Annotated in this window: 17 protein-coding genes; 9 read left to right on the top strand and 8 right to left on the bottom strand. The window is 66.2% G+C overall.

What is annotated here, in order from left to right:
* The first annotated feature begins 37 nt into the window (after positions 1-37).
* Genes LPJ38_RS11490 through LPJ38_RS11480 form a run of 3 tightly spaced genes read left to right on the top strand, consistent with a single transcriptional unit; the run spans position 38 to position 3,257 of the window.
* The gene (locus tag LPJ38_RS11490) at positions 38-892 is read left to right on the top strand and encodes an enoyl-CoA hydratase (RefSeq protein ID WP_145632976.1); all 855 of its coding nucleotides are present in this window, start codon (positions 38-40) and stop codon (positions 890-892) included.
* Positions 893-896: 4 nt separating this feature from the next.
* A complete protein-coding gene (locus LPJ38_RS11485; protein ID WP_145632979.1) occupies positions 897-2,045 on the top strand; it encodes an acyl-CoA dehydrogenase family protein in 1,149 nt (382 codons plus the stop codon).
* Between the two features lie 15 nt (positions 2,046-2,060).
* Positions 2,061-3,257, top strand: a complete 1,197-nt coding sequence (locus LPJ38_RS11480) for an acyl-CoA dehydrogenase family protein (protein ID WP_145632982.1) — start codon at positions 2,061-2,063, stop codon at positions 3,255-3,257.
* 120 nt (positions 3,258-3,377) lie between these two features.
* On the opposite strand, the gene LPJ38_RS11475 is transcribed toward LPJ38_RS11480, so the two are convergent.
* From LPJ38_RS11475 to LPJ38_RS11460, 4 genes are all read right to left on the bottom strand, one after another.
* Positions 3,378-5,699, bottom strand: coding sequence for a xanthine dehydrogenase family protein molybdopterin-binding subunit (locus LPJ38_RS11475; protein ID WP_145632985.1), 2,322 nt, complete (start codon positions 5,697-5,699; stop codon positions 3,378-3,380).
* A 138-nt stretch (positions 5,700-5,837) separates the two neighbouring features.
* Positions 5,838-6,944, bottom strand: coding sequence for a S1C family serine protease (locus LPJ38_RS11470; protein WP_145632989.1), 1,107 nt, complete (start codon positions 6,942-6,944; stop codon positions 5,838-5,840).
* Positions 6,945-7,110: 166 nt separating this feature from the next.
* Positions 7,111-7,986, bottom strand: a complete 876-nt coding sequence (locus tag LPJ38_RS11465; RefSeq protein WP_145632991.1) for a dihydrodipicolinate synthase family protein — start codon at positions 7,984-7,986, stop codon at positions 7,111-7,113.
* 65 nt (positions 7,987-8,051) lie between these two features.
* Positions 8,052-9,017: a VOC family protein gene (locus tag LPJ38_RS11460; RefSeq protein WP_145632995.1), complete on the bottom strand. Its 966-nt coding sequence runs from the start codon at positions 9,015-9,017 to the stop codon at positions 8,052-8,054.
* Positions 9,018-9,214: 197 nt separating this feature from the next.
* Between LPJ38_RS11460 and LPJ38_RS11455 the strand changes: the two genes are divergently transcribed.
* Both LPJ38_RS11455 and LPJ38_RS11450 read left to right on the top strand, forming a co-directional pair.
* The gene (locus LPJ38_RS11455) at positions 9,215-10,072 is read left to right on the top strand and encodes a S1C family serine protease (RefSeq protein WP_145632999.1); all 858 of its coding nucleotides are present in this window, start codon (positions 9,215-9,217) and stop codon (positions 10,070-10,072) included.
* Positions 10,069-10,440, top strand: coding sequence for a response regulator transcription factor (locus LPJ38_RS11450; RefSeq protein WP_145633003.1), 372 nt, complete (start codon positions 10,069-10,071; stop codon positions 10,438-10,440). The genes LPJ38_RS11455 and LPJ38_RS11450 overlap by 4 nt, the downstream gene beginning before the upstream one ends.
* 140 nt (positions 10,441-10,580) lie before the next feature.
* On the opposite strand, the gene LPJ38_RS11445 is transcribed toward LPJ38_RS11450, so the two are convergent.
* Positions 10,581-12,917, bottom strand: coding sequence for a Tex family protein (locus LPJ38_RS11445; RefSeq protein WP_167520449.1), 2,337 nt, complete (start codon positions 12,915-12,917; stop codon positions 10,581-10,583).
* A gap of 280 nt (positions 12,918-13,197) precedes the next feature.
* On the opposite strand from LPJ38_RS11445, the gene atzD reads away from it, so the two are divergent.
* Positions 13,198-14,310 carry a cyanuric acid amidohydrolase gene (gene atzD / locus LPJ38_RS11440; RefSeq protein WP_145633009.1) on the top strand — a complete coding sequence of 371 codons (1,113 nt, stop codon included), beginning with the start codon at positions 13,198-13,200 and terminating at the stop codon, positions 14,308-14,310.
* A 131-nt stretch (positions 14,311-14,441) separates the two neighbouring features.
* Positions 14,442-15,911, top strand: coding sequence for an amidase (locus tag LPJ38_RS11435; RefSeq protein WP_167520450.1), 1,470 nt, complete (start codon positions 14,442-14,444; stop codon positions 15,909-15,911).
* A 39-nt stretch (positions 15,912-15,950) separates the two neighbouring features.
* Here LPJ38_RS11435 and LPJ38_RS11430 read toward each other — a convergent pair whose 3' ends face one another.
* Entirely contained in the window at positions 15,951-16,268 is a 318-nt protein-coding gene (locus LPJ38_RS11430; RefSeq protein WP_008563405.1) for a hypothetical protein, read from the bottom strand.
* Positions 16,269-16,412: 144 nt separating this feature from the next.
* Here LPJ38_RS11430 and LPJ38_RS11425 point away from each other — a divergent pair, with 144 nt between their 5' ends.
* Positions 16,413-17,321 (top strand): PaaI family thioesterase, encoded by a 909-nt coding sequence (locus tag LPJ38_RS11425; protein WP_145633012.1) that lies wholly within the window; start codon positions 16,413-16,415, stop codon positions 17,319-17,321.
* 65 nt (positions 17,322-17,386) lie between these two features.
* Entirely contained in the window at positions 17,387-17,752 is a 366-nt protein-coding gene (locus LPJ38_RS11420) for a hypothetical protein (protein WP_167520451.1), read from the top strand.
* A gap of 58 nt (positions 17,753-17,810) precedes the next feature.
* Here the strand turns inward: LPJ38_RS11420 and poxB are convergent, their stop codons facing one another.
* Both poxB and LPJ38_RS11410 read right to left on the bottom strand, forming a co-directional pair.
* Entirely contained in the window at positions 17,811-19,547 is a 1,737-nt protein-coding gene (gene poxB / locus LPJ38_RS11415; protein WP_145633016.1) for a ubiquinone-dependent pyruvate dehydrogenase, read from the bottom strand.
* 107 nt (positions 19,548-19,654) lie between these two features.
* Positions 19,655-20,287, bottom strand: a complete 633-nt coding sequence (locus LPJ38_RS11410; RefSeq protein ID WP_145633019.1) for a 2-dehydro-3-deoxy-6-phosphogalactonate aldolase — start codon at positions 20,285-20,287, stop codon at positions 19,655-19,657.
* Positions 20,288-20,299: the final 12 nt, after the last annotated feature.

Raw genomic sequence — 20,299 nt, 5'->3', positions numbered from 1 at the left:
CCGGCAAAACAAAAGCGGAAACGGCAGGGGGAACGCGATGTCCTCGTTCGAGACTATCCTCGTGGAACGGCCGGAGCCGGCCATCGTCCGGGTCGTGATGAACCGGCCCGAGGCGCGCAACGCACAGAACCTGCAAATGACCTACGACCTCAACGCCGCCTTCGACGCGGCGGTGCAGGACGATACGGTCAAGGTCATCATCCTCGCCGGCAATGGTCCGCATTTTTCCTCCGGCCACGACCTGCGCCCGGGCGGCAAGAACGCAGCCGGCGCCGATTTTCCGCCGATCGGAAATTGGGGCGGCTTTGCCGAGCCCAATGCCCATGGCCGCTTTGCGCGCGAGCAGGAGATATATCTCCAGATCACGCGGCGCTGGCGCAACCTCGCCAAGCCGACCATTGCCGAGGTGCACGGCAGGTGCATCGCCGGTGGCCTGATGCTCGCCTGGGCCTGCGACCTCATCGTCGCCAGCGACGATGCGCAGTTCTGCGACCCCGTCGTGACCATGGGCGTCTGCGGCGTCGAGTGGTTCGTGCATCCCTGGGAGCTCGGGCCGCGCAAGGCCAAGGAGTTCCTGTTCACCGCCGACAGCTGGAGCGCGCAGGAGGCGCATCAGCTCGGCATGGTCAACCAAGTCGTGCCGCGCGCGGAGCTGTCGTCGCGCGTGCTGGAGCTGGCGCGCCGGATCGCGACAAAACCGGCCTTCGCGCTGAAGCTGACCAAGGAGGCCGTCAACCGCTCGGTCGACGTCATGGGCCAACCCGCCGCGATCGATCAGGCCTTTGCGCTGCATCAGCTCTGCCACGCGCATAATCTCCAGGAGTTCGGCATGATCGTCGATCCCTCGGGCCTGCATCCCTCCGTGCGCAAGCCGCCGACGGCCGCGGAGTAGCGATATGGACCTCAATCTCAGTGACGAGCAAAAGTTGCTGCGCGAAAGCGCAGAACGCTTCGTGGCCGAAAGCTACGATGCCGCTCACCGCCGCAAGATGGCGAACGATCCGCTCGGCTTCAGCCCGGATGTATGGAAGCAATTCGCCGAGCTCGGCTGGCTGGCGCTGCCGCTTCCCGAAGACTTCGGCGGGCTCGGCGGCGGCGCGGTCGATGTCGGGATCCTGATGGAAGCCTTCGGCCGCGGACTGGTGTCGGAGCCCTATGTCGCGACGGTGGTGCTGGGCGCCGCGCTGATCGAGCGATGCGGCACTACCGAGCAGAAGCAGGCGAGCCTGCCCAAGGTCGCGGACGGATCGCTGAAGCTCGCGTTGGCGCATTCCGAGCGCGCGGCACGGTTCGATCTCGCCAAGGTCGCAACCAGCGCCACCACGACGGCGCAAGGCTGGCGCCTGTCCGGCAGCAAGATCGCCGTGCTCGACGGGCATGCTGCCGACGAGATCATCGTCTCCGCTCTGATGCATGACCACCGCGGCCCTTCGGGGCGGATCGGCCTGTTCGTGATGCCAGCCACAGTGCCCGGCCTTGTGATCTCCGACTATGCACGGCTCGGCGGCGGGCGCGCCTGCAATATCGAGCTGTGCGACGTGCATCTGCCTGCAGACGCCTTGCTCGGCGACGGCGACAACGCGCTGCCCGCGATCGAATGGGCCGTCGACCGCGCCATGGCTGCGCTCGGCGCGGAAGCCGTCGGCATCATGCAGACGCTGCTCGACACCACGCTCGAATACACCAAGATCCGCAAGCAGTTCGGCCGGCCGCTCTCCGCCAACCAAGTGATCCGCCACCGCCTCGCCGACATGGCGATGCAGGTCGATGAATCCCGCTCGATGGCGCTGCGCGCTTCGCTCAAGGCCGACAGCACGCCAATCGAGCGCGCGCGGGCTGCCTCGGGCGCGAAGGCGAAGATCGGCAGATGCGCGCGCTTCGTCGGCGAGCAGTCGATCCAGCTCCATGGCGGCATGGGCGTGACCGAGGAGCTCGAGGTCGGCGCCTATTTCAAGCGGCTCGTCGCCTTCGACACGCTGTTCGGCGGCAGCGCGCACCATTATGCCCGCCATGCCGAGCTGGGCCGCACCACCGCGCCCGCCTGACACTGGGAGAGCCTCATGGATCTGTCGTTCAATGCCGAGGAACGCGCCTTTCAGGACGAGGTGCGCGGCTTCATTGCCAAGAACCTCACCGAGGAGATGAAGCACGCGACCGCGCTGACGCCGTCGGTGTTCTCCGATCCTGATATCGGCATGGCCTGGCAGCGCGCGCTGCACCGGCAGGGCTGGGGCGCGCCGGGCTGGCCGGTCGAGCATGGCGGGCCGGACTGGACGCCGGCGCAGCGCTGGATCTTCGAGACCGAATGCGCGAGGGCCGGCGTGCCCAATGTCAACGTGATGGGCGTGAAGATGGTCGGGCCCGTCATCATCGGCTTCGGCTCGCCGGAACAGAAGAACTTCTACCTGCCGCGGATTCTCTCCGGCGAGGATTATTGGTGCCAGGGCTATTCCGAGCCGGGCTCCGGCTCCGACCTGTCGTCATTGAAGACGCGAGCCGTGCGCGACGGCGATGACTACATCATCAACGGCACCAAGATCTGGACCACGCATGCCCATCACGCCAACCGCATGTTCGCGCTGGTCCGCACCAGCGACGGGCCGCGGCAGCAAGACGGCATCAGCTTCATCCTGATCGACATGAAGATCCCCGGCATCACCACGCGTCCCATTCTCACCATCGGCGGCGACCACGAGGTCAACCAGGTGTTCTTCGACGACGTGCGCGTGCCCGTGGCCAACCGGGTCGGCGAGGAAGGCAAGGGCTGGACCTACGGCAAATATCTGCTCGAGTTCGAGCGCGGCTCCGGCATCGCCTCGGCCAAGCTGCGCGAGGGCTTGAAAGCGATCGCAGGTCTCGCGGAGTCCGACCTCACCGGCCGAGCCATCGACAGCCCCGATATCGCGACGCGCATCTCCGAGGTCGAAGTCGACATCGACGCGCTGGAGATGACCGAGCTGCGCGTGCTCTCGGCCCTGCAGACCGGGCAAAATCCCGGTGCGGTGTCGTCGATCCTGAAGCTGCGCAACAGCGAGATCCGCCAGGCTGTGACGCGGCTCGGCGCCGACGTGATCGGGCACGACGCCCTCGCCGTCGAGCCGATGCGCCCGCTCTACAAGCTCAATCACGAGCCGGCGATCCCTGAGGAGATGCTGACGGTGATGCCGGAATATCTCAACGGCCGCGCCTACACGATCTTCGGCGGCACCTCGGAGATCCAGCGCGATATCATCGCGAAGATGATGCTGGGGATTTGAGCTCAAGGCTCTCTCCTCCGTCATTGCGAGGAGCTCTTGCGACGAAGCAATCCAGGCTGTCTCCTCGGAGATATTCCTGGATTGCTTCGCTGCGCTCGCAATGACGGTGTCGTTGAAGGCCTAACCCGCCCTCGCCTCCCTGATCGCCTGCCAGATCTTCTGAGGCGTCAGCGGCGTGTTCAGCTGGGTGATGCCGAGCTCGGCCAGCGCGTCCATCACGCCGTTGGTGACGCAGGGCGGGCCGCCGATGGCGCCGGATTCGCCGCAACCCTTGGCACCGAGCGGATTGGTACGGCAGGGCGCGGAATCATCCAGCGTCACCACGATCGGCGGCACGTCGTCGGCGCGCGGGATGCAGTAGTCCTGATAGCTCGCAGTGAGGAGCTGGCCGTCGGCGTCGTAGGAGACGCCTTCATACAGCGCCTGGCCGATGCCTTGCGCGACGCCGCCATGGATCTGCCCCGTCACCAGCATCGGGTTGACGGCGACGCCGACGTCGTCGACGGTCGTGTAGCGCACGACGCGCGAGACGCCGGTCTCGGGGTCGATCTCGACCTCGCAGATATGCGTGCCGTTCGGCCAGCTCGGGCCATCGACTTCGCCCTCGGAATCGACGCTGAGCTTGGCGCCGTTCTCCTTCTCCGCGAGATCGAACAGGCTGATGCGGCGGTCGGTGCCGACCACGGTGAGCATGCCGCCCTGATATTCGATGTCCTCGACCGAGGTTTCCAGCACGTTCGCCGCCCTCTCGCGCGCCTTCTGGATGAGATCATTCGAGGAAACCGCGACCGCCGTGCCGCCGACGAACAGCGAACGCGAGCCGACGCTGCCGAAGCCCATGGCGAGATCCGTGTCGCCCTGGACGACGTCGATCTTGTCCATGGGAATGCCGAGCGTGTCGGAGATCATCTGGGTGTAGGTGGTCTGCAGTCCCTGCCCCATCGCCATGGTGCCGGAATGCAGCACGACGCGGCCCTGCGAAGTCGCATGCAGGCTGACCTTCTCAGTATGGGCGCGACCTCCGGTCCATTCGATATAAGAGGTGAGCCCGCGGCCGTAGAGCAGGCCCTTCTTCTTCGCCGCCTTTTTGCGCGCGGCAAAGCCGTCCCAGTCCGCAAGCTTCACCGCGCGGTCGAGCATATGCGCGAAGGCACCGGAATCGTAAACCTGGCCCGCAGCATTCGTGTACGGCAGCTGCGCCGGCTTGATGTAGTTGGCTTTGCGGATCGCGCGCGGATCCATGCCGATCTTGCGCGCAGCAGCGTCGAACAGGCGCTCGACGATGAACACCGCCTCGGGACGGCCCGCGCCGCGATAGGCGCCGACCGGAGCGGTGTGGGTCATCACCGACTTCACCTCGAAATGCACCAGCGGCAGATCGTAGACGCCGGTCTGCACGAACGGCCCGAGCACCAGCGGGATGATGTTGGCAGCGCCGGAGGAATAGGCCCCGGTGCAGCCGATCGACTTGACGCGATAAGCCAGCACCTTGCCCTTTTCGTCCAGGGCAAACGAGGCCGTCGAGGTGAGATCGCGGCCATGGGTGCCGCCGACGAACTCGTCGGTGCGATCGCCGCGCCAGCGGATCTTCTTGTTCAGCTTGGTCGCGGCATAGGCCACGATGCCGTCCTCGGGATAGAGATTGGTCTTCTGGCCGAAGCCGCCGCCGATGTCGCCGACCAGCACGCGCACGCTGTCCTTGGGACGCTTCAGCACGGCTTCCGCCAGCACGTCGCGCGTCGAAGCCGGGGTCTGCGACTGCACGTGCAGGAGGAGACGTCCGGACTTCTTGTCGATCTCGGCGATGGTTGAGCGCGGCTCCATCGCGGAGGGCACCAGGCGCTGACTGACGATGTCGAGCTCGACGGTGTGCGCCGCCCTGGCCAACGCCTCGTCCACCTTGGCGGCATCGCCATAGCTCATGGCGCCGACGATGTTGTCGGGCGCCTCCGGCCACACCACGGGCGCACCTGATTTCACCGCCTCGACGGGATCGACCACCGCGGGCTGCACGTCATATTCGACCATGATCGCTTCGGCCGCGCTCTGGGCGTCGGCACGCGACGACGCCACCACGGCGGCGACGGCCTCGCCCGCATAGCGCACGATCTCGTGGGCGAGCAGGCGGCGCGGCGGCACCGTCATCGGCTTGCCGTCGGGGCGCTTGAAGATGTTCAGCGTCGGAATGGTGCCGATGTCGTCGTTGACGAGGTCGGCGCCGGTGTAGATCGCGGTGACGCCAGGCATCGACGCCGCGGCGCTGGTGTCGATCGAGGCAATCTTCGCGTGGGCGTGCGGCGAGCGCAGCACGTACAACCACAGCGCGCCCTCCTCAGGCTTGTCGTCGATGAACTGTCCCTTCCCGGTGAGCAGCCTCTGGTCTTCCAAACGCTTGACGGGCTGCCCCGCTCCGAAACGCAAATTGCCGGGAAGAATGTTCATTCCGCTATGTCCCTGAAATCCGGAAAACGACCGCGGCGGTTTTAGCCGATTTTGCGGTCGATACAACCGAGCCGCGGCACATCTGCATTGCGTGCCACGCCCATTTTGGCGGCAGAGATTGCCAGGTCAGATGGTTCGTCAGGAACGCTCGATGTCGATGATGCCGACATTCACGTCGCGGCTGTCCGAACCCCGCTTGACGGTGAGGCGGACGGACTTCCCGGCGCCCACCTGCTCCAGCGCATCGGTCAAATCGGCGAGGCGCCGCACCGGCTTGCCTTCGACGGCGGTGATGATATCTCCGACCGCACCCGTCGAGAAGTTGACGCCGCGAATCCCAGCCCGCTCGGCCGGACTGCCGGGCGCGGTGCGCACCACGATCACCCCTTCGACGCCAAGCCGGGTCGAGACATCCTCGCCGGCGGCCACGATACCGATGCCGGGCGTCGGCACGCGGCCGTTGCGGATGAGCTCGGGGACAATCCGGTTCACGACATCGACCGGCACCGCGAAGCCGATGCCGGCATTCGATCCCGACGGCGAGATGATCGCCGTGGTGACGCCGATCAGCCGGCCGGCAGAATCCAGCAGCGGCCCGCCCGAATTGCCCGGGTTGATCGCCGCATCCGTCTGAATGACGTTGGCGATCTCCCGGCCGCCATGGGTCGGGAGCCTGCGCTTGAGCGCGCTGATGATGCCGCTGGTCATCGATTGATCCAGCCCAAAGGGATTGCCGATCGCGAAAGCGGATTGTCCGACCTTCAAATCGTTCGAGCTGCCGAGTGCGATCGGCGGCGGAAGCTGGCGCACGCTGCGGATCCGCAACACCGCGAGGTCGTAATTGGGAGCCCGGCCGACGAGATCAACCTCGGCCACCTCACCCGAGGCGAAGCGCACGGCGATCTCGTTGCCATTGGCAACGACATGGTTGTTCGTCACGAGGTGCCCGTCGCGATCCCAAACGAACCCCGTACCGGAAGCGCCGCCGCCGCCCTGCCCTTCCTCGCCCATGAGAGGATTGGCGTCCGACTTGACGGCAACCTGGACGACCGAAGGTGATACGCGCTCGAAGATGTCGATGGTTGCCTTTTCGCCATCGGACAGCGGGCCGCGCTGCTCGACGGCGCGGGCGGATGGCGCCGCCCATGGGGCGAACGAGATCGGGACATGCAGGATCTTCGCGGACGTGACGGCGAGGAGCAGGCCGGCGGCGACGGCCGCGGCAATCGCATAGCGACGATTCATCGGGGATCACCGTCTCTTGTGCCGGATACGCTATCGGGACGCACATGCATGGGGTGACAGACCTCGCTCACGCAGCAACGTCGCAAACGAACGGAAGTTTCTCCGGGAGGTAATGACCTTTTTGCGTCCGGCACGGGTGCCGGGGCAAATTGCCGCGTGCAAGCAGCTAGGCCAGCTCGCGCAACGCCGCCTCCACGATCTTGCGTGCGTCGGCCGCCAGCGGCACCTGCGGCGGGACGGGGTCGCCGACGTCGTAGCCCTGGATCGACAGGCCGGCCTTGATGCAGGCGGCGAGATTGAAGCGGGCGAATGCCTCGTTGATGCGCCACAGCCGGCGCTGCAGTGCCATCGCCTCGTCCCAGCGACGGGCCTTGCAGAGCTCGTAGAGCGCAACGCTCTGGCGCGGGATGATGCAGGCAGGCCCGGCCATCCAGCCGAACCCGCCGATCAGCATCACCGCGGCAGGGATATGGGCGGAGGCCGAGAACACGCGCAAAGAATCGCCGCAACGGTTCATGATCGAGAGCAGCCGCCCGGTATTGGTCGAGGCGTCCTTGATGTAGCCGATGCGCGGATGCTCGGCGAGGCGTGCGATGACGTCGAGCGTGAGATCGGATCGCTGGAATTGCGGATTGGTGTAGATGACGACGGGGATGTCCACGGCATCGGCGATGGCACGGAAGTAGGATTCCACTTGCGAATCGGCGAGCGGAAAATAAGCCTCCAAAATCGCAAGGATGCCGTTAGCGCCGAGCTTCTGATATGCCCTCGCCTGCGCCACCGCGTCTGCCGTCGAGGTGGAGGCGACGCCGGCCACGACCGGCACACGGCCCTTGGCGGCTTCGATCGTGGTCTGCACGATCGCCAAGCGTTGCGCGGCATCGAGATAGGGGAACTCGCCGGTCGAGCCCAGCGGGGTCAAGCCATGCACGCCGGCGCCGATCAGGTCGTCGCAGAGCTTTGCGAGAACTTCGGTTCGGACAGCGCCATCGGCATCGACAGGCGAGACGAGATAGGGGAAGACGCCGTGGAGTTCGGACATATCGGATGTGGCTCCCGGTCAATTGGTTCGCGCACGATCGGTCTTACCAATGCCCGCGCCTGCGATCAAACCCTGAGCAGCCGCACACGCGTGCCCCAGGGATCGATCGCCTCGACCCCATCCGCGATCGTCGTGATCTTCACGCCACCCTTGCGCAGGCGCTCTTCCTGCGCGGCGAGCAATTCCGGCTTGGCCATCACCAGCGAGAACCAGGCAAGGCCCGTGCTCTGATCGTCGCGTTGGCCGGCGCCCTGACTCTGCCAGACGTTCATGCCGAGGTGATGGTGATAGCGGCCCGACGACAGGAACGCGGCGCCGCTACGGCGGCGGGTCGGATCGAGACCGATGGCCCCGTGATAGAAGCTTTCGGCCTGCGCGAGATCGCCGACGCGCAGGTGCATGTGACCGATGCGCATTCCGTCCGGCGCCTTGGCATAATCAGGAATGCGCGGGTTTGTCAGCGACAGCAGATCAGGGATGTTGAGTTCGTCGGTTGCCATCTTCACGCTGCCCTCGCTCCACTGCCATTGCGAGGGATCGCGATCGGCATAGACCTCGATGCCGTTGCCCTCGGGGTCGTCGAGATAGACCGATTCAGAGACGAGATGATCAGAAAAGCCCGACAGCGGCACACGATGCGAGGCGGCATGGACCAGCCAGCGCGCGAGATCCTTCCGCGTCGGCATCAGGAACGCGGTGTGATAGAGACCGGCCGCGGTGCGCGGCTCGATCGCCGCATCGGGACGGGCTTCCAGCACCAGCAGCGTGACGCCTGATGTGCCGAGCTTCGCAGCGGTGCCCGAGCGTTCCATCACGGTGAGCCCGATCACGTCGCGGTAGTAATCGGCAACCTTGTCGAGATTCCTGACCCGGAGCGTCACCATGCCGACACGCATCGGCGTCCGGCTGGCATAGGTCGGCCCGCCGCCCTGCGCATGGCCCTCGGCGCGTGCCGCGGCTGCGGCGGCCATCGCCAGCGAGGTCGTGCCAGCGAGCTGAAGCAGGGTGCGGCGGGTGAGATCGATGGTCATCGGGCGGAGCTCGCTGCAATGGTTGAGGGCCGTCGGGCGCAATGTCGGGCCGATTGCTACACGTTCCCGTGAGCGGCTCCCAATCACATGTTCGTCGGCTTTGGCCCTCCGGAGGGAGGCCCCAATGTCCTGGCCACCCGGCCAGTTTCGCAAACGCCTGCGACGCCCCAGATTGAGGACAGTTACAGGAGCCTGCCATGACCGACCTGACTGCCCTATCGTCCGCACTTGCGGACGTCGTGGCGCGCACCGCGCCGTCCGTTGTCTCCGTGCATTCGCATCGCGCCCGCGCCACCGGCTTCGCCTGGAAGGATGGTCTGATCATCACCGCCGACGAGGCACTGGCCGACGAGGGTGCTGTCGAGATCGGCCTGCCCGACGGCAGCCGGGCGGCCGCCACGATCGCCGGCCGCGACCATACGACCGACATCGCACTGCTGCGCACCGAGGCTTCCCTCACGCCGGTCAAGCTGTCAGCGACGGTCCCGCCCCTCGGGGCCCTGTCGGCGGTGGTTGCCACCAACCGCGATGCGCCGAGCGCGGCGCTCGGAATGGTATCGGCATCCGGCAAGAGCTGGCGCTCCTTGCGCGGCGGCGACATCGACGCGCGGATCGAGCTCGATGTCCGCCTGCGCGGCAGCCAGCAGGGCGGGCTCGCGCTCGATGCATCGGGCGACGCCTTCGGCATGGCCGTGCTCGGCCCGCGGCGGGTGCTGGTGATCCCGACGGCGACGATCGAACGGATCGCGTCCCAGCTCGAGGCGCGCGGCCGCATCGCGCGCGGCTATCTCGGCCTGGGGCTCCAGCCGGTGCGGCTCGACGACGGCATCGGCGCGATGGTGATGAATGTCGACGAGGCTGGACCTTCGGCTGCCGCAGGCATCCGCCAGGGCGACGTGATCGTGGCGGTCAACGACCAGAAATTGTCCGGCGTCCGCGCGCTGTCGCAGGCGCTGGGACCGTCGAGCGTCGGCGCGGTGATCGACATCGCGGTGCGCCGCGGAGGCGAGCCGGCCAGCTTCAAGGTCACGGTCGGCGAGAGGCCGGAGGCGTGAGCGCGAACAATTCACCCGAGGTTGTGCTGGCCCTGGAAATCGACGATCCCGCTCTCGCCGATCGCCTGGCGAAGCTGCTCGGCAGCGTCGCCGGGATTCGCCTTGCGGCGCCCGGCGAGCCAGCTGCGGCGACGGTGGTCGCCCGCGATCCGCGCGTCATGCCGGACGACATCGCGCTGACGCAGCGCGAGCTCGACGTGCTGGCGTTGATGGCCGAGGGCGCTTCCAACAAGATGATCGCGCGCCAGCTCGGCATCTCCGTGCATACCGTGAAATTCCATGTCGGCTCGCTGCTCGACAAGCTCGATGCGACCGGACGCACGGACGCGGTCGCGCATGCGGCTCGACGCGGCGTGATCGAGCTGTAGGCGAATGAATTTCTCCGCGTCATTGCGAGCGCAGCGAAGCAATCCAGGGTGTTTCCGCGGAGGGATTCTGGATTGCTTCGCTACGCTCGCAAGGACGTGGATAGAGCTGTCCTTTGGCGAGAAGGCGGGAGAGGACTAGCTCACACCCGCTTGCCGTTGTTCTTCTCCGCCGCGCGGCGCATGGCCTCGGCAAGCGCGCCGCCGCCACCGGACGATTCCTGCTTGCGCGGCGCCGAAGACGTCATGCGGGACGTGTTGCGACTGTTGTCGCGCTGCATGCCGGGGGCGTCCTTCTTGGCGCCGACCTCGTCGTCGAGGCGCAGCGTCAGCGAGATGCGCTTGCGGGCGACCTCGAAGTCCAGCACCTTCACCTTGACGATGTCGCCGGGCTTCACCACCTCGCGCGGATCCTTGATGTAATTCTTGGACATCGCCGAGATGTGCACGAGGCCGTCCTGGTGCACGCCGATGTCAACGAAGGCGCCGAAGGCGGCGACGTTGGTCACGGTGCCCTCGAGGATCATGCCCTTCTGGAGATGCTTGATCTCCTCGACGCCCTCCTTGAACACCGCGGCCTTGAACGCCGGGCGCGGGTCGCGGCCGGGCTTTTCGAGCTCGCGCAGGATGTCGGTGACGGTCGGCAGGCCGAAGGTCTCGTCGACGAAATCCTTCGGCTTCAGCGTGCGCACGATCTCGCTCGAGCCGATCAGCGCCTTGATGTCGCTCTTGGTCGCCGCGAGGATCCGGCGCACCACGGGATAGGCTTCCGGATGCACGCCGGAAGCATCGAGCGGATCCTCGCCGCCGAGGATGCGCAAGAAGCCCGCGCATTGTTCGAATGCCTTAGGGCCGAGCCTCGGCACATCCTTGAGCGCCTTGCGCGATTTGAACGGGCCGTTGGCGTCACGGTGCGCCACGATGCTCTGCGCAAGGCCGGAGCCCACGCCCGACACGCGCGCCAGCAGCGGCGCGGAGGCGGTGTTGACGTCGACGCCGACGGCGTTCACGCAATCTTCGACCACGGCATCGAGCGATTTGGCGAGCTTGGCCTGGCCGAGGTCGTGCTGATATTGGCCGACGCCGATCGCCTTTGGCTCGATCTTGACCAGCTCGGCGAGCGGATCCTGCAACCGCCGCGCGATCGAGACCGCGCCGCGCAGGGTGACGTCGAGGCCCGGCAATTCCTCCGAGGCGAAAGCCGAGGCCGAATAGACCGAGGCGCCGGCTTCCGACACGACGATCTTGTTCATCTTCAGTTCCGGAAGGCCTTTGACGAGATCGGCGGCGAGCTTGTCGGTCTCGCGCGAGGCGGTGCCGTTGCCGATCGCGATCAGCTCGACACGATGCTTCATTGCGAGCCTGCCGAGGATCGCAAGCGACTCGTTCCACTGCCGCTGCGGCTCGTGCGGATAGATCACGGCAGTATCGACCACCTTGCCGGTGGCATCGACGACGGCGACCTTGACGCCGGTGCGGTAACCGGGATCGAGCCCCATGGTAACGCGGGTGCCCGCGGGCGCCGCCAGCAGCAGGTCGCGCAGATTCGAGGCGAACACGCGCACGGCCTCGGTCTCGGCCGCGTTCCACAGCCGCATACGCAAATCGATGTTGAGATGCACCTGGATCTTGGTGCGCCACGCCCAGCGCACGGTATCGATCAGCCAACGGTCCCCGGCACGCTTGAGATCGCCGATGCCGAACCGCTTCATGATCTTCAATTCGTAGGCGCTCGGCACGCCCGGCGGCGGCGCCTCGGCCTCGGCCTGGATCTGCAGATCGAGGATCTCTTCCTTCTCGCCACGGAACATCGCGAGGATGCGGTGCGAGGGCAGCTTGGTCAGCGGCTCGGAGAAATCGAAATAGTCGGCGAACTTCTCGCCCTCGGTCTTCTTGCCGTCGCGCACCTTGGAGGCCATGCGCGCATTGGTCCACATCTCCTCGCGCAGGGCGCCGATCAGGTCGGCGTCCTCGTCGAAGCGTTCGACCAGGATAGCGCGGGCGCCGTCGAGTGCGGCGGCGGCGTCCGCGACGCCCTTCTCGGCGTTGACGAAGCTTTCGGCGACGACCTTGGGATCATTGCCGGGCTCCGCCAGCAGCTGATTGGCGAGCGGCTCGAGACCGGCTTCCTTGGCAATCTCCGCCTTGGTACGGCGCTTCGGCTTGAACGGCAGATAGATGTCTTCGAGGCGCGCTTTACTGTCGGCGGCGAGAATGGAAGCTTCGAGCGCGGCGTCGAGCTTGCCCTGCTCGCGGACCGATTCGAGGATGGCCTTGCGGCGGTCCTCGAGCTCGCGCAGATACACCAGGCGCTCCTCCAGGGTGCGCAATTGCGCGTCGTCGAGCGCACCGGTCGCTTCCTTGCGGTAGCGGGCGATGAAGGGAACCGTGGCGCCGCCGTCGAGCAGCGTCACCGCAGCCTCGACCTGCTCGGCCCGAACCCCAAGCTCCTGCGCAATCTTCTGGTTGATGTTTGCCACGCGAGAATCCTCTATCCAAGCACGCGACGCGGCGGCGAACCACCGGCCACGGGACGCCGCTTATGGACCAAGCGGGGTTGATTCATCAAGGTACAGCGGAGGATCGTCGACAAGGGATTTTTTGTTGAACCGATGCGATCTCGCCACATTCGTGGGGATGGCGCGGGCGCTCTTGGTACGAGGACTCTACGCCTTTTGTCGTCCTGGCGGCGGGGATTGACAGCAGCCTCCGTTCCACGGCTGGTGGACTCGCCGGACCACCGAATTCTGAGGACCATTCATGCGCACCACATCGGCCGGCGTCGTCAGGATCGCCACCAAGGGACCCGGCGACGTCTCCGGCCTCATGAGCATGATCGACTCCGGCGCGATCGATCCCCGTGAGATCCTGGCGATCCTCGGCAAGACCGAAGGCAATGGCGGCGTCAACGATTTCACGCGGGAATATGCCGTGGCAGCGCTGTGCACGGCGCTGGCGCCGCGCCTGGCGCTGACGCCGCACGAGGTCGAGCAGCGCATCGCCTTCGTGATGTCCGGCGGCACCGAAGGCGTGCTCAGTCCGCACATCACGGTGTTCACGCGGCGCGAAGTTGAAGGGCGGCCGGCGCTCCTGTCCGTCAAGCGCCTGAGCATCGGCATAGCGCAGACGCGCGACTTCCTGCCCGAGGAGCTCGGACGGACCGCGCAGATCGTCGAGACGGCAGAGGCGGTGAAGGCGGCGATGAAGGATGCCGGCATCCTCGATCCTGCCGATGTCCATTTCGTACAGATCAAGTGCCCGCTGCTCACCAGCGATCGCGTCGAAGCCGCCAGCGCGCGTGGCAACAAGACAGTGACCACCAGTGCCTACAATTCGATGGCCTATTCCCGCGGCGCCTCCGCGCTCGGCGTCGCGGTCGCGCTCGGCGAGATCGCACCCGATGTCCGCGACGAGCACGTGCTGCGGCGCTACGACCTGTTCTCGACGGTCGCCTCCACCTCAGCCGGCATCGAGCTGATGCACAACGTCGTCATCGTGCTCGGTAATTCGGCATCGTCGGTGAGCGCGTTCGAGATCGGGCATGCCGTGATGGACGATGCCATCGACGCCACGGCGGTGAGCGCAGCGCTGCAAAGTGTTGGGCTGGGCATCGCATCTCAAGCGCAAGCGGGCCGCGAGCTCGTCAACATCTTCGCCAAGGCCGAGGCCTCACCTGACGGCACCGTGCGTAGCTTCCGCCACACCATGCTGGAGGACACCGACATCAGCTCGACGCGCCACGCACGCGCCGCCGTGGGCGGGCTGATCGCGGGCCTTGCCGGCACCAGCGCGGTCTACGTCTCCGGCGGCGCGGAGCATCAGGGACCGCCAGGCGGCGGACCGGTTGCAGCGATCGCGCGACTGTCGGATTGAGACGGCCTGCAGCCCCGCGCCCCCGCCGCCTCTCCGCCCCATGCAACCCTGCCCCTCGCGGCGGCTCGGTTGATTCACGCCGGCCTTTGCGAAAGGAAGGGAGCGCCGTCACCCAAGGGGATTTTGACTACATGACTTTGCCGATGAGCTGGAATGAATGGGCGCAGCATGACGGCGTGGCGCTGGCCGCCCGCGTCCGCAAGGGCGAGCTGACGGCAAAGGAGCTGGCGCGCCAGGCCGCAGCCGGGGTCGCCAAGGTCAATCCGGCGTTGTCGGGCGTGGTCGAGCTGTTCGAGGACGTGATCGCCGACCCCGCCAAGGACGGCGCCAACCTCTCCGGCCCGTTCGCCGGCCTGCCCTTCCTGATGAAGGATCTGGGACCGACCATGAAGGGCCGACTCCAGGAGATGGGCTCGCTGCTGATGCGCGGCAATCGCGCGGCGGCCGACACCTTCCTCACCGGAAAATTCCGCCAGGCAGGGCTCAACCTGATCGGGCGCACCACGACGCCGGAATTCGGCGTGTGCAGCTCGGCCGACAATCCCGCCGTCTACGTCACGCGCAATCCCTGGAATACCGACTACACCACCTGCGGCTCGTCGGCCGGCAGCGCCGCGATGGTGGCCGCCGGCGTGGTGCCGATCGCGCATGCGACCGACGGCGGCGGCTCGATCCGCATTCCCGCCGGCGTCAACGGCAATATCGGGCTGAAGGTCTCGCGCGGCGTGTTCTCGCTCGCCCCGCACATGTCCGATCTCAACGGTCTCGTCTCGATCCAGGGCTGCCAGTCGCGTTCGGTGCGCGACACAGCCGCCTTCGTCGATCATGCGCGCGGACCTGCGCCCGGCGAGTTCATGCCGTTCTGGACCACGGCGCAGCCCTATTCCGAAATGATCAAGCGCGATCCCGGCAAGCTCCGCATCGCGCTCTCGCACAGCTGGGGCGATTACACCGCGACACCAGAGCTCGCGACCGAGCTGGAGAAGACCGGCCGCTTCCTCGAAGGCCTCGGCCATCAAGTCGACTACGCCCTGCCCGAGCTCGACTTCCGCGCCGCATTCGCCGCGCAGACCACCTGCTACATCTCGAATTTCGCAGTGGTGATCTCCAACATGCTCGCCGCGCGCGGGCTGGAGACGCCGCCAGAAGATCTGATCGAGCCCATGAACATCCGCATCTGGGAAGCCGGCCGGCACACAAGCTTTGCCGAGCGAGCGAAGATGCAGGCCGTGTTCAACACGACCTCGCGCGGCTTCGGCACGTTCTTCGAGCAATGGGACGTGATCCTGACCCCGATCACCGCGCTGCCGACGCCGAAGGTCGGCACCAGGGAATATCTCACCATCTCCGACAATCCCGATGTGCGCGACTGGTTCGACAATCTCTGGCGCTTCTTCGCCTTCACGCCGCTCGCCAATCTCTGCGGCATCCCCGCGATCTCGATGCCGATGGCAGCGCAAGACCACGGCCTGCCGCTCGGCATCCAAGCCATCGCCAAGCAGGCCAATGACGGCCTCTTGCTCCAGCTCGCCGCCCAGATCGAGCGCGCACTCGACGGCAAGTGGAACGGTGGCCAGAAGCCGAAGGTGCATGTGGGCTGAGAGACTGCGATCGCGCGAACGGCGATCGCACCTGCAACCTCAGTTCTTCACCGCAGGGATCTCCTCGTTCGGCTGCTGCTGACCCTGCTTGTACATCGCCAGCGCCTTGTCGAGAGCTTCGCGCAGGGCCAGCGCTGCGGCCACGCTGCAACGCAAGTGCGCGGTCTGGACCACGTCGACCCTGACCGCGGCGCCGACCGGCATCAGGAGATTTGCGGCGAGCTCGATCTGGATCGCGCCATTGTGATGGCCGAAGCAGGAGGCACCGTCGAAATAGATGATCGGCGCCCGCTCGGCGCTGGAGCTCGAAATGATGACGGGCCCCTGGACGGTCGAGGGCGTTTCGGGGTCGGCCATGGGTGCTCCTTGCGGCTAATCGAACGAACGAAGCCCCACCATCGTCGCTTCGGCCCGCCCTGTCGAGGCCAAACCGGCCGCGGCCGACCCGCGATGTCCATACGGGCTTTTGCACGGCGCCCGCCGCTGGTCTAGAACGTCATTATGTCCACGTTACCTGCTACGCTCCCCTTCGAGGAACTCGCCGAGGCGATCCAGGGCCGTCGCTCCGATTACGGCCATATCAGCGGGCTCCAGCTCGACCGCTTCGCGCCCGGCGAGGCCTGGTCCAGCCTGCCCTACCGCCCCGTCTTCGTCGGCGACGCCGAGACCGGCGTTTTGCATGGCGGTGTCGTCACTGCGATGCTGGACGAGAGCTGCGGCATGGCGGTGCAGCTTGCGCTCGACGGCACGCGCGCGATCGCAACCCTCGACCTGCGCATCGACTACCAGAAGCCGGCAACGCCCGGCCTCGACATCAAGGCGCATTCGGTCTGCTACCGCACCACGCGCTCGATCGCCTTCGTCCGCTCCACCGCGTACCAGGAGTCCGAAGACGATCCTGTCGCGACCGCGACGGCCTGCTTCATGATCGGCGCCAATCGCACCAACATGCTCGCCGACCGCCGGATGGATGCACGCGACATCCCGACGCTGGAGGCGCCGGAGGATCCGGATGGCCCGTTCGCGAACAGCCCGTTCGCACGCTGCCTCGGCATCCGCGTCAACGACGACGGCACGCTGACGATGCCGTTCTCGCCGAAGATCATCGGCAATCCGATCCTGCCCGCGATCCATGGCGGCATGACCGGTGCCTTCCTCGAGACCACCGCGATCATCGGCGTGGCACGCGAGCTCGGTACGGCCGCGCCGCCGAAGCCGATCGGCCTCACCGTCAATTACTTGCGCTCAGGTCGCGCGCTCGACACCTTCGCCAACGTCTCGATCGTGAAGCAAGGCCGGCGCATCGTCGCCTTCGAGGCGCGGGCCTGGCAGGACGATGCGGAGAAGCCGATCGCCACCGCCTTCGGTCATTTCATGTTGCGGCCAACGCCTGGAAGTGACGAGGAATAAGCGTATTTTACTTGACGGCCGTGGTCCCGGCCACAACGATAGCGCGTCCCGTAAGAGGTACTCTGTTGCGGCATCCACTCGACATCATCGCCATGTTCGCCGCACTCGGGCTGCTGGCCTCCATGGTGCTCGACGCGCTGACGCCGACGGAGCTGACGGCCGTTATGATCGGCATTGCGATCGGGCCCGCCGTGATCATCACCGCCGTGTTCTACTACCTTCGTTGCCCGCGCCTGGATTTCGCGGTGATGTTCGCGGCGCTCTGGTTGATCTCTGACATCGCAATTGCATTCGTCTCGCCGGCGCAGCTGCCGCATTTCCTGATCATGCTCGGCTTCCTGCCGGCGCTGCTGATCGGCAGCGTGCTGCACTGGCAGCGCTTTCAGAACCGCCCGGAGCGGCTGCCCGCGCCTTCGGTGAAGCGGGGGTGAGGCGGCGCAGCCGGTGATCACCTCTCCCGTTGCGAGAAGTGACCCGACTGCTTGGCAATCATCGCGGCAAGAGATTCGTCTTCGCGAGATCCAGCACCTCGTCGCCGCGGCCGTTCATCACCGCGCGCAGCACCCAGAGGCTGAAACCCTTGACCTGCTCGGCGGTGATGGTCGGCGGCATCGACAGCTCCTGCTTGGCGGTGACGACGTCGAGCAGTGCCGGCCCATCATGCGCCAGCATCTCCTTGACCGCGCCGGGCAGCTCGCCGGGATCCTCGACGCGTTTGGCGAAGATGCCCATGGCGCGCGCCATCGCGGCGAAATCAGGATTCTCCAGATCGACATTGGTGTCGACGAAGCCGGCCGCCTTCATCTCCAGCGCGACGAAGCCGAGCACGCCGTTGTTGAACACGACCACCTTCACCGGCAGCTTCTCTTGCGTCAGCGTGATCAGATCGCCCATCAGCATGGTGAAGCCGCCGTCGCCCGACAGTGAGATCACCTGCCGGCCGGGCTGCGCAGCCTGCGCGCCGATCGCCTGCGGCATGGCGTTCGCCATCGAGCCGTGCACGAAGGAGCCGATCAGCCGACGGCGGCCGTTCATGTCGAGATAGCGCGCGGCCCATACCGTCGGCGTGCCGACATCGGCGGTGAACACGGCATCATTGCTCGCATGGTCGCTGATGACCTTCGCGAGGTATTGCGGGTGGATCGGCTTGCTGCCTGGTGTACCCTTGGCCAGCGAATCGAGCCCTTCGCGTGCCTTCTTGTAGTGCCCGACCGCGTCGTCGAGGTGCTTGCGCTGCGTCTTGGACTTGAGCAGCGGCAGCAGCGCCTCGATGGTGAGCTTGACGTCGCCGACGAGACCGAGATCGATCTTGCAGCGCCGGCCCAGATTTTCCGGACGGATGTCGATCTGCGCGATCTGGCAGTCGGTCGGGAAGAACTGCTTGTAGGGAAAATCGGTCCCGAGCATCACCAGCGTGTCGCAGGCGTGCATGGCCGCATAGCCCGAGGAGAAGCCGATGAAGCCGGTCATGCCGACGTCATAGGGATTGTCGTATTCGACATGCTCCTTGCCGCCGAGCGCATGGACGATCGGGCTCTTCAAGGCTTCAGCGAGCTGCATCAAGGGCGCATGCGCGCCGGCGCAGCCGCGGCCGCAGAACAGCGTGATGCGTTCGGCGCCGTCGAGGAGATCCGCGAGCGCCTTCAGCTCGTCCGCCTGCGGGACGATTTTCGGCGGCGCCAGCGCAAGGCCGCGCGTGGTCGACAGCGCACGCTTGGGCGGGCTGCGGAAAGCGACGTCGCCGGGCATGGCGACGACGGCAACGCCGCGCAGGCCCACTGCCGCGCGGATCGCGTTCTCCAGCACGTAGGGAAGCTGGCTCGGGTCCGAGACCAGCTCGCAATAATGGCTGCATTCGCGGAACAGGTTCTGCGGGTGGGTTTCCTGGAAATAGCCGCCGCCGATCTCGGCCGAGGGGATTTGCGCTGCGATGGCCAGCACGGGAACCCGGCTGCGATGCGCATCGAACAGGCCATTGATCAGATGCAGGTTGCCGGGACCGCAGGAGCCAGCGCAGACGGCGAGGCTTCCCGTCATCTCGGCTTCGCCGGCGGCGGCGAACGCTGCGACCTCCTCGTGCCGGACATGGATCCATTCGATGGTGCCCCGGCGGCGCAGCGCCTCGGTGATCGCATTCAGACTGTCGCCGACGATGCCGTAAATGCGCTTGACCCCGGCTTGTTCGAGCGTTGCCACGAACAGATCGGCCACGTTGTTGATCGCCATGTCGGTCTCCTGATTCAGCCAGTCACTTGCACACGGTGTGCAGACATCGATTGCGATGCTGCGCAGCACAATAGACTATGAGTCGATCCAGGCGTATCCGTTCCGGCTCAATCTTTCGCAATCGCCCGATCGTAGGCCGTGATCGTCACCTTGGCACGATCGGCGACATCGGCGGCCGACATGCCGGGCTTGTAGAGGCTGGAGCCAAGGCCGAACGCGGTCACGCCGCCCTTGATGTATTCGGCAAAGTTCTGGTCGGAGACGCCGCCGACCGCGGCAATCATCACCCCAGTCGGCAGCACGGCGCGGATCGCGGCGATGCCGGAGGCGCCGAGCACGCTGGCCGGAAAGAATTTCAGGCTCGACGCACCGGAGCGCGCCGCCAGCAACGCCTCGGTCGGCGAGAACACGCCAGGCATCGTGACCATGCCATGCTGATGCGCGCGCGAGAGCACTTCGATATCGACATTGGGCGAAACCATGAGCTTGCCGCCGACATCGTTGAGACGATCGACATCTGCTGCCGTCAGCACCGTGCCGGCGCCGATCAGCACACCTGAAGGCGCGAGCTTCGCAGCGGTCGCGATGGAGCGGAACGGATCGGGCGAATTCAAGGGAATCTCGATCGCGGTCATGCCGGCTTCGATCAGCACACCGACGATCGGCTCGGTCTCCTCTGGCTTGACGCCGCGCAGGATCGCGACCAGCGGACGCTTCATCGGCGGGAAGGGAACGCTCATCTCGGTCATCCT

The sequence above is a fragment of the Bradyrhizobium daqingense genome (genome assembly GCF_021044685.1).
Classification (GTDB): domain Bacteria; phylum Pseudomonadota; class Alphaproteobacteria; order Rhizobiales; family Xanthobacteraceae; genus Bradyrhizobium; species Bradyrhizobium daqingense.
This window is presented reverse-complemented; position numbering and strand designations above follow the sequence as displayed.

Coding starts and splice junctions, on each gene's coding strand:
- LPJ38_RS11490 (WP_145632976.1), top strand. CDS start 38: ATGTCCTCGTTCGAGACTATCCTCGTGGAACGGCCGGAGCCGGCCATC.
- LPJ38_RS11485 (WP_145632979.1), top strand. CDS start 897: ATGGACCTCAATCTCAGTGACGAGCAAAAGTTGCTGCGCGAAAGCGCA.
- LPJ38_RS11480 (WP_145632982.1), top strand. CDS start 2,061: ATGGATCTGTCGTTCAATGCCGAGGAACGCGCCTTTCAGGACGAGGTG.
- LPJ38_RS11475 (WP_145632985.1), bottom strand. CDS start 5,699: ATGAACATTCTTCCCGGCAATTTGCGTTTCGGAGCGGGGCAGCCCGTC.
- LPJ38_RS11470 (WP_145632989.1), bottom strand. CDS start 6,944: ATGAATCGTCGCTATGCGATTGCCGCGGCCGTCGCCGCCGGCCTGCTC.
- LPJ38_RS11465 (WP_145632991.1), bottom strand. CDS start 7,986: ATGTCCGAACTCCACGGCGTCTTCCCCTATCTCGTCTCGCCTGTCGAT.
- LPJ38_RS11460 (WP_145632995.1), bottom strand. CDS start 9,017: ATGACCATCGATCTCACCCGCCGCACCCTGCTTCAGCTCGCTGGCACG.
- LPJ38_RS11455 (WP_145632999.1), top strand. CDS start 9,215: ATGACCGACCTGACTGCCCTATCGTCCGCACTTGCGGACGTCGTGGCG.
- atzD (WP_145633009.1), top strand. CDS start 13,198: ATGCGCACCACATCGGCCGGCGTCGTCAGGATCGCCACCAAGGGACCC.
- LPJ38_RS11435 (WP_167520450.1), top strand. CDS start 14,442: ATGACTTTGCCGATGAGCTGGAATGAATGGGCGCAGCATGACGGCGTG.
- LPJ38_RS11430 (WP_008563405.1), bottom strand. CDS start 16,268: ATGGCCGACCCCGAAACGCCCTCGACCGTCCAGGGGCCCGTCATCATT.
- LPJ38_RS11425 (WP_145633012.1), top strand. CDS start 16,413: ATGTCCACGTTACCTGCTACGCTCCCCTTCGAGGAACTCGCCGAGGCG.
- poxB (WP_145633016.1), bottom strand. CDS start 19,547: ATGGCGATCAACAACGTGGCCGATCTGTTCGTGGCAACGCTCGAACAA.
- LPJ38_RS11410 (WP_145633019.1), bottom strand. CDS start 20,287: ATGAGCGTTCCCTTCCCGCCGATGAAGCGTCCGCTGGTCGCGATCCTG.